This window comes from Amycolatopsis sp. NPDC051045, from assembly GCF_040682955.1.
Lineage (GTDB): Bacteria > Actinomycetota > Actinomycetes > Mycobacteriales > Pseudonocardiaceae > Amycolatopsis.
This window is the reverse complement of sequence record NZ_JBFBCC010000004.1, coordinates 49970-61198: the sequence shown is the minus strand read 5'-3', so window position 1 is coordinate 61198 and position 11229 is coordinate 49970. Positions and strand designations below refer to the sequence as shown.

The 11229-nt window shown below is 71.6% G+C and carries 14 protein-coding genes; 7 read left to right on the top strand and 7 right to left on the bottom strand.

All coding sequences use genetic code 11. From position 1 onward, the window contains the following. Window positions 1-40: 40 nt before the first annotated feature. From AB0M80_RS11370 to AB0M80_RS11360, 3 genes are read right to left on the bottom strand one after another with little or no spacing between them, the layout of a single operon-like run. Entirely contained in the window at window positions 41-442 is a 402-nt protein-coding gene (locus AB0M80_RS11370) for a CoA-binding protein (protein ID WP_364562240.1), read from the bottom strand. A 23-nt stretch (window positions 443-465) separates the two neighbouring features. Further along, complete coding sequence (locus AB0M80_RS11365) at window positions 466-1038, bottom strand: hypothetical protein (protein ID WP_364562237.1); 573 nt, start codon at window positions 1036-1038, stop codon at window positions 466-468. Between the two features lie 56 nt (window positions 1039-1094). Further along, on the bottom strand, window positions 1095-1598 hold the full coding sequence (locus tag AB0M80_RS11360) for a VOC family protein (RefSeq protein ID WP_364562234.1): 504 nt from the start codon (window positions 1596-1598) through the stop codon (window positions 1095-1097). 139 nt (window positions 1599-1737) lie between these two features. On the opposite strand from AB0M80_RS11360, the gene AB0M80_RS11355 reads away from it, so the two are divergent. The 3 genes from AB0M80_RS11355 to AB0M80_RS11345 are packed head-to-tail and all read left to right on the top strand — an operon-like array spanning window position 1738 to window position 3540. Then, on the top strand, window positions 1738-2529 hold the full coding sequence (locus tag AB0M80_RS11355) for a fumarylacetoacetate hydrolase family protein (RefSeq protein ID WP_364562232.1): 792 nt from the start codon (window positions 1738-1740) through the stop codon (window positions 2527-2529). Beyond that, window positions 2526-3287 (top strand): fumarylacetoacetate hydrolase family protein, encoded by a 762-nt coding sequence (locus AB0M80_RS11350; RefSeq protein WP_364562229.1) that lies wholly within the window; start codon window positions 2526-2528, stop codon window positions 3285-3287. The genes AB0M80_RS11355 and AB0M80_RS11350 overlap by 4 nt, the downstream gene beginning before the upstream one ends. A 46-nt stretch (window positions 3288-3333) precedes the next feature. After that, window positions 3334-3540, top strand: coding sequence for a hypothetical protein (locus tag AB0M80_RS11345; RefSeq protein ID WP_364562226.1), 207 nt, complete (start codon window positions 3334-3336; stop codon window positions 3538-3540). Here the strand turns inward: AB0M80_RS11345 and AB0M80_RS11340 are convergent. Together AB0M80_RS11340 and AB0M80_RS11335 are read right to left on the bottom strand one after the other, a co-directional pair. Beyond that, the gene (locus tag AB0M80_RS11340; RefSeq protein ID WP_364563615.1) at window positions 3519-5381 is read right to left on the bottom strand and encodes an ABC transporter ATP-binding protein; all 1863 of its coding nucleotides are present in this window, start codon (window positions 5379-5381) and stop codon (window positions 3519-3521) included. The two genes, AB0M80_RS11345 and AB0M80_RS11340, sit on opposite strands and share 22 nt — an antisense overlap. A gap of 104 nt (window positions 5382-5485) precedes the next feature. Continuing rightward, a complete protein-coding gene (locus tag AB0M80_RS11335; protein WP_364562224.1) occupies window positions 5486-5953 on the bottom strand; it encodes a DUF1579 family protein in 468 nt (155 codons plus the stop codon). Between the two features lie 49 nt (window positions 5954-6002). On the opposite strand from AB0M80_RS11335, the gene AB0M80_RS11330 reads away from it, so the two are divergent. After that, window positions 6003-6449: a MarR family transcriptional regulator gene (locus AB0M80_RS11330; protein ID WP_364562221.1), complete on the top strand. Its 447-nt coding sequence runs from the start codon at window positions 6003-6005 to the stop codon at window positions 6447-6449. A 6-nt stretch (window positions 6450-6455) separates the two neighbouring features. On the opposite strand, the gene AB0M80_RS11325 is transcribed toward AB0M80_RS11330, so the two are convergent. Beyond that, on the bottom strand, window positions 6456-6911 hold the full coding sequence (locus AB0M80_RS11325) for a helix-turn-helix domain-containing protein (RefSeq protein WP_364562218.1): 456 nt from the start codon (window positions 6909-6911) through the stop codon (window positions 6456-6458). 90 nt (window positions 6912-7001) lie between these two features. Here AB0M80_RS11325 and AB0M80_RS11320 point away from each other — a divergent pair, with 90 nt between their 5' ends. Both AB0M80_RS11320 and AB0M80_RS11315 read left to right on the top strand, forming a co-directional pair. Beyond that, complete coding sequence (locus AB0M80_RS11320; RefSeq protein ID WP_364562216.1) at window positions 7002-7589, top strand: dihydrofolate reductase family protein; 588 nt, start codon at window positions 7002-7004, stop codon at window positions 7587-7589. A 29-nt stretch (window positions 7590-7618) separates the two neighbouring features. Continuing rightward, a complete protein-coding gene (locus AB0M80_RS11315) occupies window positions 7619-8002 on the top strand; it encodes a PPOX class F420-dependent oxidoreductase (RefSeq protein WP_364562213.1) in 384 nt (127 codons plus the stop codon). Between the two features lie 4 nt (window positions 8003-8006). On the opposite strand, the gene AB0M80_RS11310 is transcribed toward AB0M80_RS11315, so the two are convergent. After that, window positions 8007-8588, bottom strand: coding sequence for a TetR/AcrR family transcriptional regulator (locus tag AB0M80_RS11310; RefSeq protein WP_364562210.1), 582 nt, complete (start codon window positions 8586-8588; stop codon window positions 8007-8009). A gap of 94 nt (window positions 8589-8682) precedes the next feature. On the opposite strand from AB0M80_RS11310, the gene AB0M80_RS11305 reads away from it, so the two are divergent. Further along, window positions 8683-11109, top strand: coding sequence for a glycoside hydrolase family 3 C-terminal domain-containing protein (locus AB0M80_RS11305; protein WP_364562207.1), 2427 nt, complete (start codon window positions 8683-8685; stop codon window positions 11107-11109). Window positions 11110-11229 lie beyond the last annotated feature (120 nt).

Sequence of the window (11229 nt, the reverse complement as noted above, 5' to 3'; positions counted from 1 at the left end):
GGGCGGGCAACCGCCGCATCGTCCACTTCGGAGCGTCCGGCTAGCGCTTCGAGATCGCGGCCGTCGCGCGGACCACGGCGGTGCAGCGGTTCTCGACGTACTCGAGCCCGCCCTCTTCGGCGATGCGCCGTGCTTCGGCGGACACGATGCCCTGCTGCAGCCACAGCGCCTTGGCGCCGATCTCGACGGCGTCCCGGGCGATGCCGGGCGCCTCGGGCGACGGCCGGAAGACGTCGACGAGGTCGACCGGCTCCGGGATGTCCTTCAGCGACCGGTAGACCTTTTCGCCGAGCAGCTCGGTCGCGGTCGGGTGCACCGGGATGATCCGGAAGCCGTGTGCTTGCAGGACCGCCGGGACGCCGTGCGCGGCCTTGGCCGGGTCGCGGCTCAGGCCGACGACGGCGATGGTCTTCGCGCCGGCGAGGATCTCCTCTGCGTTCATACCGGTGGAACGCTCGGCGGGGGTCAAAGCTTCCAGAGCCGCAGGCCGCGCACCCGGTAGACCGGCCAGAGCACGTGCCAGGGCTTCCGGCGGGCGAAGGTCGCGGCGCAGGTCAGGATGTTGCGGGCGGACGTCGTCGCCACCTCGTGGCGATCCGGCCAGGTTTCGCCCTTGGCGCCTATGGCGATCCGGAACACGGTCAGCAGCCCGCGGCCCTGCAGGTCGTACTTCGCGCCGGTGTCCCCGGAGCCGGGCGCGAGCTCCGCGATCTCGGCGCCGAACGCGCGAGCCGCCTGCGGCGCCACCTCGGCGGGAACGGCACCGACGCTGCGCGTGATCGCCTTGCCGTGCATGCGCCGCGCGTACCGGAACAGCAGCGAGCGCTCCCACCACGGCAGCAGACGGCGGTGCGCCAGCAACGCGGCGCACTCGCCGTGCCCGATCGCGAAGATGCTCGTGAGCTCGTCGTAAGCGCCGTTCGTCGCCGGCTCGTTCAGGTGCAGCCGCACCTCGAACCGGGTGCGCGCGGTGAGTTCGTCGAGCAGCTCGCGGTGATCGAGCCGCGCCTTCGCGCGGGAGAGGGACCAGTCGGGCATCGGACCTCCAGGCGTCGCGCACAGGCTAGTTGGCGTGCGACGCCCGGACCACGCTTTCAGCCGATCTTCTCGCCGTACATCTCGCCGAGCGGGTCGGAGATCAGCTCGATGCGGGCGCCGTCGGGGTCGGACAGGTAGATGGACGTCTGGCTCTCCAACAGGTATTCGACCCCGGCCGCGTCCAGTTTGTCCCTGATGGCGTTCCACCGTTCCGGCTCGACGGACAGGGCCAGGTGGTGCAGTCCACCGAGGACTTCCGCGTACGGGCCGAGGTCCAGACCGGGCAGGTCGAAGAACGCGACGGCGTTGCCGTTGCCGACGTCGAAGAAGAAGTGGCTGGACCCCGGGTAGTCGCGGTTCTCGATCAGCTCGGTGAGCGGGAAGCCGAGGATGTCCTGGTAGAACTCGATGGTCCGCTCGACGTCGCTGGAGATCAGCGCGGTGTGGTGGATGCCGCGGCCGTTCGTCGCCGGGCGATCGGCGGCTGGGTGCAGGTGGCGCTCCCGCAGCGCGTCGCGGATTCCGGCGAGCTCGGTGACCTCGGCCTGGGTCGGTGCCATGTCCCTCACGTCCCTTCCTGGTGGTCCCTCGAACGGTACGCCGTATTTATCTCGCGCACAAGAGGTTGTCTAGCGAGAGTTCCGTTGAGCGGAACGCCGGAGCTTGTGTGGCCGGGACGCGCACGGCAGAGTCCCGGACGTGGACGTCAGTAGGGTGCAGGAGGCCGCCGCCGTGCTGGCGCGGGCTTATGCCACGCGTGAGCCGATCGAGCCGCTGATCAAGACCTACCCCGAGGCGGGGGTCGAGGACGCGTACCGGATCCAGCAGGAGCAGGTGCGGCACTGGGTCGAGGGCGGTGACGCCGTCCGCGGGCACAAGGTCGGCCTCGCCTCGGCGGCGATGCAGCGGCAGATGGGCGTCGACCAGCCCGACTACGGGCACCTCACCGGCAGCATGTTCCACCTGGAGCACCAGCCGATCCCGACGTCGGCGTTCCTGCAGCCGCGGATCGAGCCGGAGATCGCGTTCGTGCTCGGCTCGGCCCTGCGCGGCCCCGGCGTCACGGTCGCCGACGCGGTACGGGCCGTCGATTTCGTGCTGCCGTCGCTGGAAATCGTCGATTCGCGCATCCGGGACTGGAAGATCTCGCTCTTCGACACCATCGCCGACAACGCGTCTTCCGGCGGCGTGGTGCTGGGGAGCAGCCCGGCCGCGTTGCGCGACGCCGACCTGCGGCTGGCCGGCTGCGTGCTGTACCGGAACGGTTCGGTGGCCGCGACCGGTGCGGGCGGTGCGGTGCTCGGGTCGCCGCTGAACTCGCTGGTGTGGCTGGCGAACACGGTCGGCCCGCTCGGCGTCACCCTGGAGCCCGGGCACGTCGTGCTGCCGGGGTCGATGACCCGGGCGATCCCGGTGTCGCCGGGCGACACGATCGTCACCACGATCGCCGGGGTCGGCAGTGTCACCGCGGTCTTCTCGGAGGAATCATGAACGTGCGCGAGGCGGCCACCGCTCTGCTGGGGACGGTCTCGGAGCGCGCGCCGCTCTCGGAGGACTGGCCGGGTTTGGACGTCGACACGGCGTACGCGATCCAGGACGAGGCCCTGCGGCAGCGCCGGGCCCGCGGCGAGACGCTGATCGGGGTGAAGCTGGGCCTGGCGTCGCGGGCCAAGCAGGAGCGGATGGGCATCGATGCGCCGCTGCTGGCCTGGCTGACCGACGCGATGGTGCTGCCGACGGGTGTGCCGGTGCCGCACGACGCGCTGATCCACCCGCGCGCCGAGCCCGAGCTGGTCTTCGTGCTGGGCCGGCCGTTGGCGGGCCCCGGCGTGACGGCGGCGACGGCGATGGCCGCGGTCGACCGCGTGTACGGCGGCATCGAGGTCATCGACAGCCGGTACGCCGACTACCGCTTCACCCTCCCGGACGCCGTCGCGGACAACGGCTCGTCGGCGTACTTCAGCGTCGGCCCGGTCGGGCTGCCCCCTGCTTCGCTGGACCTGTCCCTGGAGGCCGCGCTGCTGGAGGTCGACGGCCAGATCGTCGACACGGCCACGGGAGCGGCGGTCCAAGGCCACCCGGCGGAAGCCCTGGCCTTGGCCGCGAACGCCCTGGCCGCGCGAGGCCTGGCCCTGGAGCCGGGCTGGCTGGTCCTGACCGGCGGCATGACGGACGCGGTCCCGGTCCGCCGAGACTCCCGCGTCGCGGCCCACTTCTCCCACCTCGGTTCCCTCACCCTCTCCGCCTGACGGTGATGCCCCCTCAATCACGCGAGATGCGTGCTCAATCACGCGAGTGACGCGTCAGCGCGCCACTTCGGCGAGGTTGGCGATCCGCGTGATCTCCGCGATCACCGGGGCCACGCCCGACATCGCGCGGGCCGTGGCGCGGGCGCCCGAGACGTGGATCAGCGGACACGCCGGGGACGCCGAACGTCTTGGGGCACAGCGCGATGCCGTCGACGCGGGCCAGGTGCTCGGTCATGGTGATCCGTTCCGGTAGGCGCGGGCCTGGATCTCGTACAGCTCGTGGTAGACCCCGCCCGCGCGGATCAGCTCGTCGTGGGTGCCTTCTTCGATCAGCCTGCCCTTCTCCAGGACCAGGATCCGGTCCGCCGACCGGATGTTGGCCAGCCGGTGCGTCACCAGCACCGTCGTGCGGCGGCCGCGGTCCGACCTGCTCGCGTGCTGGAGCCCGGCGAACACCCGGGCTTCGGCGCGGGCGTCGAGCGCCGCCGTCGGTTCGTCGGCCACCAGGACCGAGGCGTCGCGGTAGATCCCGCGGGCGATGCCCATGCGCTGCCACTGCCCGCCGGAGAGGTCGTGGCCCTCGTCGAACTTCTTCGACAGGACCGTGTTCTCCTTGGCGGGCAGGGAACCGATCACCTCGTCCGCGCCCGAGTAGCCGACCGCCTCGCGCCACGCTTGCCGATCCGGGTCGGCCCGGCCGAGGCGCCCGACCGTGACGTTGTTCGCCGCGGTCATCGGCCATTCCGCCGGCTCCTGCGCGATCACCGCGATGTTCGCGTGCACCGAGGCCGGGTCGGCCCGCGCGAGGTCGACGTCGTCCCAGTGGACCGTGCCCTCGTCCGGTGGGTAGAGCCCGGTGAGCAGCTTGCCGAGCGTGGTTTTGCCCGAGCCGTTCTCGCCGACGAGCGCGACCACCTCGCCGCGCCGGATCGTCACCGAGACGTCCCGCAGCGCCGGGGTTTTCCCGCCCGGGTAGGTGAACGTGACGCCCTCCAGCCGGATCTCGGCCGGATCGGCGGGCGCGGTCACCGCCGTCGGCGGCGGTTGCCGCTTCCGGGACTCCGCGAGCAGCTGGTTGTAGAACCCGATGTAGAAGGAGTCCTCGTACAGCGAGTTGATCGCGCGCATGGTGTTGGACAGGGCGGTCGACGCCGTGCGCATCGCCAGCACCGCCGTGCCGGCCAGCGCGAGCTCCATCGCCCCGGTGTAGAGCAGCAAGCCGAGTACGAGGTACGCGACGGCCGTGCCGAAGCCGGCCGCCGCCCGCCCGGTGGTGCGCACCAGGTTGCTCCGGTGGGCCAGCCGGATCTCCTCGCGCGTGAGGCTGCGCGAGATGCGCCGGTACTCGCCGAGCAACGGTTCTTGCAGCGTCAAGGCGTGCCGTTCGAGGGCCATCGAGCGCCAGGTGGCGACCTCTTCGACGACCGACTTGCGGATGTTGCGCCCGACGGTGTCCAGGAAGTGCCGGTAGTTCAGCTTCGCCACGCGCGCGGCGGCCCAGCCGTCGGCCGCCGCGGCGAGCAGCAGCACCGGGGCCAGCCACGGGTTGAGCAGCCCGGCCGTGATCATCGCCGCCGCCAGCGAGATCACCGACGACGTCAGGTCGGCCAGCCGGCGCAGGCTCGTCTCGATGGCCCGCACCCCGAACCGGGCGCCCTGCCGGGCCAGTTCGCGGAAGTCCGCGTCTTCGAACGCGATCAGCCCGACGCGCACGACCGCGGCCGTCACCGCGTCGTCCGCCGCCGCGGTGACCCGCGGCCGCAGCGCACCCTCGACGGCGGCGACGGCCGCGTCCAGCACCGCCCGCGCCGCGTACGACCCGGTGACGACCGCGATCGCCGGCAGGGACTGCAGCACGCGATCCGGTGTCGGGCCTTGTTCGAGCAGCGCGGTGAAGACGTTCGCGGTGGCGAGCAGGCCGAACGCCGTGACGCCGCCCGAGACGACGTGCACGACGCCGGCCAGCAGCGTCAGCCGCGGCGACGTCCGCCACGCCAGCCGCAGCACGACCGAGATCGCGGTCGGCAGCGTGCGCACGGCCTGGCCGAAGCCGGCGGCGGCCACGCGTTCGTCGACGCGGGCCCACTCGGGCATCTTCAAGTTTTCGACCCCGATCAGCGGGGGCGGGTCCGTGGTGGTCTCGGCGGAATCGGGCACGCCTTCATCTGTACTCCGGGGGGCCGACAGTTTCCGGCCCGCTACTGGCCTTTCCGGGTGTACCGGGCACGCAGGAACGGGCTGAACGCGTCGTTTTCACCCATCCGGACGTCGATCTCGTGCGTCAGCGTCGCGCCCTCCGGGGTGAGCCGGTGCCGGGCCGCCCCGCGCGCGGTCTTCTTCTCCAGGGTCAGCGTCGCGCCGGTCCAGCTGCCGCGGGCGGGCGACTCGGGTGGGAAACCGTAGCTGTCGAAGCCGTACCAGAGCGTCTCGCCGGTGTCCGGATCGACGGTGAAGACGTTGTGGCCGAGGAACTCCGCCCCGTCCTCGCGGCGCTGCCGGTAGTGCTGGAGCACGGCGAAACCATTGAGGGCCAAGCGGTATTCGCAGTCCGCGTGCGCGGTCGAGGCCGGCGCCCACGGCGAGGCGGCGAGCTCCTCGGTGCCGGTCCAGCCGCCGACGAACGCCTTCAGCGCGTCGTGCGCGGGACCGAGGCGGGGCATGTCCATGGTCGTCTCCATTTCGACAGGTGCCTGTCGATGTGCGAGACTAGCACGCATGCGGTCGCATCGAGCCGAGACGTTCACCCGCGTGATCGACGCGGTCTTCGCGTGCAACGGCGGTTTCCTCGCCGCGGGCGACGCGCTGACCGGGCCCGTCGGGTTGACGGCGGCGCAGTGGCAGGTCCTCGACTTCCTCGAAGACGGCCCGGCGACGGCCGCGGAGGTGGCGCGCCGCCGCGGGCTGCGTCGCCAGAGCGTGCAGGAGACGGCGAACCGCTTGCTGCGCAACGGAATGCTCGACCGCCGGCCGAACCCCGCCGACGCGCGGGCGCCGTTGTTGTTGCTGACGCGGCGGGCGAAGGAGGCGCTGCGCGCACTGGGGGAAGCGCAGGTCGAGTGGGCGGAGGACGTGGCGGCCGAGGTGTCGCAGGAGGATCTGGAGACGACACTGCGCACGTTGCGGCGGTTGCGGGAAGTCCTGGCGCAGCAGCGGTTGCCGTAGCCGGCGTCAGCGGGCCGAGCCGGGGCCGGCCAGCAGGTCGACGTCCCGCGCGTGCATCGGCTCGCCGCAGTGGGCGCAGCGCAGGTCGACCGCGCTGATTTCGCCGCACGCGTGGTGGCGGTAGAGCACCGGTGGCCCCGCCTTGCCCGCCAGCCACTTGTCGCCCCAGCGGGTCATCACCATCAGCATGTCGACCAGTTCGGTGCCCTTTTCGGTCAGGACGTACTCGTGGCGCGGCCGCCGGTCGTACGGGCGGCGCTCGAGGACGCCCTCGTCGACCAGGTGGTTGAGCCGCTCGGTGAGGACCTTGCGTGAGATGCCGAGGTCCGCCTGGAGCTGCTCGAAGCGCGAAATGCCGGCCCACACGTCCCGCAGGATCAGCGGTGACCACGGTTCGCCGATGACGTCGAGCGTGCGCGCGATCGAGCACGCGGCCAGTTCGCTGAAGTTCGTGCGCTGCATGAAGCCAGGTTACCACTTGGGGTTCCCTCAAGGAACTCAAGCTGCTACGGTTCTGGAGTCTCCTGAAGGAACTCGGAAGGGAATGCCGCGATGAGCAAGGTCTTCAGCGCCCACGCCGTGTCGGTCGACGGCTACATCACCGGCCGCGACGCCCGCCCCGGACAGGGACTCGGCGACGGCGGGACGCTCTTCGACTGGTACTCCGACGGGGACACCCAGAGCCGGGTCTTCGACTTCTTCAAGCTCAGCGCACCGAGCGCCCGCGTCTTCGACGCCCTCGCCGGACGGGTGGGCGCGATCGTGGCGGGCCGCAACACCTACGAGGACTCGGACCACTTCGGCGGCGGTAGCCCGCACCCGAACGCCCCGCTCTTCCTCGTCAGCCACCGGCCCGCGCCGGAGCTGACCGAGCGGCAGACCCTCGTCGACAACGTCGAGGACGCGATCGCGGCGGCCCGGGAGGCCGCCGGCGGCAAGGACGTCGGCCTCATGGGCGGTGGCGTGCTGACTTCGGCGCTGCAGGCCGGCCTCGTCGACGAAGTCGTGCTCCACCAGGTGCCGGTCCTGCTCGGCGGCGGCCGGTCCTTCTTCCGGGAGCTACCGTCGCACGTGCGGCTCCGCCTCGTCGAGGCCGTTGCCGCGCCCGGCGTCACCCACCTCCACTACGCAGTCGCCTGAAACCCCACCCTCGCAAGGAGCTGACCACCATGCTCGACGCCGACGTCCGCCGCATCCTCGCCACCACCGCGATCGGTCACCTGGCCACCGTCCTGCCCGACGGCGCGCCCCACTCCGTGCCGGTCTGGGTCGACCCGGAAGGTGACCGCATCGCCATCCTCACCGGCCCGGACTCGCGCAAGGCCCGCAACCTGCGGCGCGACCCGCGCGTGGCGCTCTCCCTGACCCCGCCGGACAACCCGTTCGAGCCGGTGATCATCCGCGGCCGGGTCGTCGAGTGGCTCGAGGGCGACGCCGCCTGGGAGATCGTCGACCGGATCGCGACCAAGTACACCGGTGGGCCCTATTCGCGGGACCAGCTGCGGGTCGTCGCGCTCATCGAACCCGAGCGGCAGAGCGTGGGCATGCGCTGAGGCGTCAGTCCGGCTTGATCCCCAGCAGCGTCAGGAAGGTGCGGAACCCGGCGGACATGTCGACCTCCGCCGGGTCGAGGAGCCACTGCAGCTGCAGGCCGTCGAGGACGGCGACGGCGATCGGGGCCAGCTGTTCCGGGGTGGTGCCGGGCGGGAGTTCGTCGCGGTGGCGTTCGAGCATCTGGGTCATGCCCGCCCGGACCCGGGCGTAGCGGTCGTGGAAGTACTGCCGCGCCGGGTGGTCCTCCGTGACGCTGTCCGCCGAGAGCACCGTGTACGTCTGGACGATGCCCGGCCGGGTCGCGTTGTAGTCGACCAGGTCCGCCAGCTGGTTCACCGTCATCGCCGACGGGTCGCCCGCCGGGGCGTGGCCGAAGTGCAGCAGGTCCCACTCGTCCCGGGTCTCCAGCACCGCCGTCAGCAGGTCTTCCTTCGTGGGGAAGTAGTGCATCAGCCCCTGCTGCGTCAGCCCGACGCGCTCGGCGACCGCGGCCAGCGAAGTGCCGCGATAGCCGCGCTCGGCGATCATCTCGAACGCCGCTCGGACGATGCTCGCTCGGCGGTCGGCGCCCCTGGCCCGGGTCATGATCCGAGCCTACGGGACCCGTTGTCACGGAACTGTAACGTTCACTAGTCGGCGCCAGGTAGGGTAACGGCAGGACCGACCCGGGAGGGTGCGCATGAGCTTCGACGTCGACGCGCTGCTGGCCGAGCTCGACCTGGACGCCAAGGCGAGCCTGCTCGCCGGCCAGGACGTCTGGTCCCTCCCCGCGCTGCCGCGGGTCGGGCTCGCGTCGCTGGTCCTCTCCGACGGCCCGATCGGCGTCCGCGGGGTGCGGTGGAGCCCGGACGACCCCTCCGTGACCCTGCCCAGCCCGACGGCGCTCGCCGCGAGCTGGGACCCGCGGCTGGCCGTGCGCGTCGGCCGCTTGCTCGCGCAGGAGGCCCGGCGCAAGGGCGTGCACGTGCTGCTCGCGCCGACGGTCAACCTCCAGCGTTCGCCGCTGGGCGGCCGCCACTTCGAGTGCTACTCCGAAGATCCGCTCCTCACCGGGATGATCGGCGCCGGCTACGTCACCGGCGTGCAGGACGGCGGGGTCGCCGTCACGGTCAAGCACTTCGTCGCCAACGACTTCGAGACCGAACGCTTCACCGCCGACGTGCACGTCGGCGAGCGCGCGTTGCGCGAGCTCTACCTCGCACCGTTCGAACTCATCGTCCGGCGCGCGAAGCCGTGGGGGATCATGGCCGCCTACAACAGCGTCAACGGCGTCACGATGACCCAGCACGCCGAACTGCTCAACGGTGTGCTGCGCGACGAGTGGGGCTTCGACGGCTTCGTCGTCTCCGACTGGCTGGCCGCGCGCGACACCGTCGCCTCCGCCAACGGCGGCCTCGACGTGGCCATGCCCGGCCCTCGCACCGTGTTCGGCGCGCGGCTGGCCGAAGCCGTGCGCGGTGGTGAAGTGAGCCCCGAAGTCGTCGACGACATGGTGCGCCGCGTGCTCCTGCTCGCCCACCGGACCGGCGCGCTCGGCGGCAGCCCCGTCCCCGGGGCGTCCTATGTGGACGGTAACGCGGTCGCGCGCGAGGTCGCGCACCGGTCGTTCGTGCTGCTCAGCAACGAAACCGGTGTGCTGCCCCTGCGGGAACCGCGGAGCATCGCGCTCATCGGCGCGCTGGCCGCGGACCCCAAGATCCTCGGTGGTGGCAGCGCCACCGTGTTCCCCGATCACGTCGTCTCCCCTCTCGACGGCCTGAAAGCGGCCGTTCCCCCGGGCACCGAGCTCACCTACGCCCCCGGTGCCGATCCGCGAACGACGTTACCGACCGCCACCGACAATTTCCGGCTCCGCGCGACGGCCCGGGCCGCCGACGGCACCGAACTCGCCGAATTTTCCTTGCGCAAAGCCAGGATCGACTGGATCGGCGAGCTGCCGGCCGGGCTCGACATCGGCACGCTCGGGTCGGTCGAGATCGCCGGCACGTTCCTGCCGGAGCGCAGTGGCACGCACACCTTCGGCGTCACCGGTCCCGGCGACCTCCGCCTCACCGTCGACGGCCAGACCCTCTTCGACGGCGTGAACCTGCCGGAGGGCGGGGACGTCTTCACGTCCATCATGCAGGTGCACGAGCAGCGGCGGGAGGTCGAGCTGACCGCGGGCGAGCCGGTCGACGTCAGCCTGACCTACTGGATCCCGTCGGAGATGGCGGAGTTCGCCAGGGGCACGTTCGCCTGGGTCACCTTCGCGCTCGGCCACCGCGGCCCGGTCCTCGACCCGGACGCGACCCTCGAAGGAGCCGTGGCCCTGGCGGCGAAGTCGGAAGTGGCCATCGTCGTGGTCGGCACGACCGCCGAAGTCGAGAGCGAAGGCTTCGACCGGACCTCCCTCACCCTGCCGGGCCGCCAGGACGAACTCGTCACGCGGGTCGCCGAAGCGAACCGGAACACCGTCGTGGTCGTCAACGCCGGTTCCCCGGTGGAGATGCCGTGGCGCGACGAGGTCGCCGCGGTGCTGCTCACCTGGTTCCCCGGCCAGGCCGGCGGCGACGCGCTCGCCGACGTCCTCTTCGGCCGCGAAGAGCCCGGCGGCCGCCTGCCGACGACTTGGCCGGCGAAGCTGGAAGACGCGCCGGTCACCACCGTAACCCCGGAAGAAGGCGTGCTCGAGTACGGCGAAGGCGTGTACATCGGCTACAGTGCCTGGGCCCGCACCGACCGGCAGCCCGCGTACTGGTTCGGCCACGGCCGGGGCTACACGACCTGGGTGTACGAAGAACTCGACGTCTATCCGGACGACGAAGGCGGCGCACGCGTCCGGATCCGGGTACGCAACACGGGGACGCGAAAGGGACGCGAAGTCGTCCAGCTCTACCTGGTCCCGACCGAACGCGGCGACCGGCCGCACCGCTGGCTGGCCGGGTTCGCCGGCGTCGAAGCCCGGCCCGGCGAGTCCGTCGAGGCCGACATCGCGATCGCGCCGCGGTCGGTCTCGGTCTGGCGCGACGGCTGGCGGCACATCGCCGGCGAGTACGTTCTCGAAGCTTCGCACTCCTACGCGGAGCCGCGGCTGAGCACGCGGGTGGTGCTCCAGAAAATCCGTTGATCACCGCGGGAGGCATGCCCTAAGGTCGCGGAAGCACCCTTGGTCAACGAAAGGAGGTGGGTCCGATGATCACGCAACCGATCTCGCGCTCCCACCCCGGGTCGAGGGTGCCGGGTATCT

Bases quoted from the DNA above. Each gene is read 5' to 3' on its own strand.
- AB0M80_RS11340 (WP_364563615.1), bottom strand. From the start codon at position 5,381: ATGCCCGAGTGGGCCCGCGTCGACGAACGCGTGGCCGCCGCCGGCTTC.
- AB0M80_RS11315 (WP_364562213.1), top strand. From the start codon at position 7,619: ATGCTCGACGCCGACGTCCGCCGCATCCTCGCCACCACCGCGATCGGT.
- AB0M80_RS11365 (WP_364562237.1), bottom strand. From the start codon at position 1,038: ATGCCCGACTGGTCCCTCTCCCGCGCGAAGGCGCGGCTCGATCACCGC.
- AB0M80_RS11320 (WP_364562216.1), top strand. From the start codon at position 7,002: ATGAGCAAGGTCTTCAGCGCCCACGCCGTGTCGGTCGACGGCTACATC.
- AB0M80_RS11330 (WP_364562221.1), top strand. From the start codon at position 6,003: ATGCGGTCGCATCGAGCCGAGACGTTCACCCGCGTGATCGACGCGGTC.
- AB0M80_RS11305 (WP_364562207.1), top strand. From the start codon at position 8,683: ATGAGCTTCGACGTCGACGCGCTGCTGGCCGAGCTCGACCTGGACGCC.
- AB0M80_RS11335 (WP_364562224.1), bottom strand. From the start codon at position 5,953: ATGGACATGCCCCGCCTCGGTCCCGCGCACGACGCGCTGAAGGCGTTC.
- AB0M80_RS11360 (WP_364562234.1), bottom strand. From the start codon at position 1,598: ATGGCACCGACCCAGGCCGAGGTCACCGAGCTCGCCGGAATCCGCGAC.
- AB0M80_RS11370 (WP_364562240.1), bottom strand. From the start codon at position 442: ATGAACGCAGAGGAGATCCTCGCCGGCGCGAAGACCATCGCCGTCGTC.
- AB0M80_RS11350 (WP_364562229.1), top strand. From the start codon at position 2,526: ATGAACGTGCGCGAGGCGGCCACCGCTCTGCTGGGGACGGTCTCGGAG.
- AB0M80_RS11325 (WP_364562218.1), bottom strand. From the start codon at position 6,911: ATGCAGCGCACGAACTTCAGCGAACTGGCCGCGTGCTCGATCGCGCGC.
- AB0M80_RS11310 (WP_364562210.1), bottom strand. From the start codon at position 8,588: ATGACCCGGGCCAGGGGCGCCGACCGCCGAGCGAGCATCGTCCGAGCG.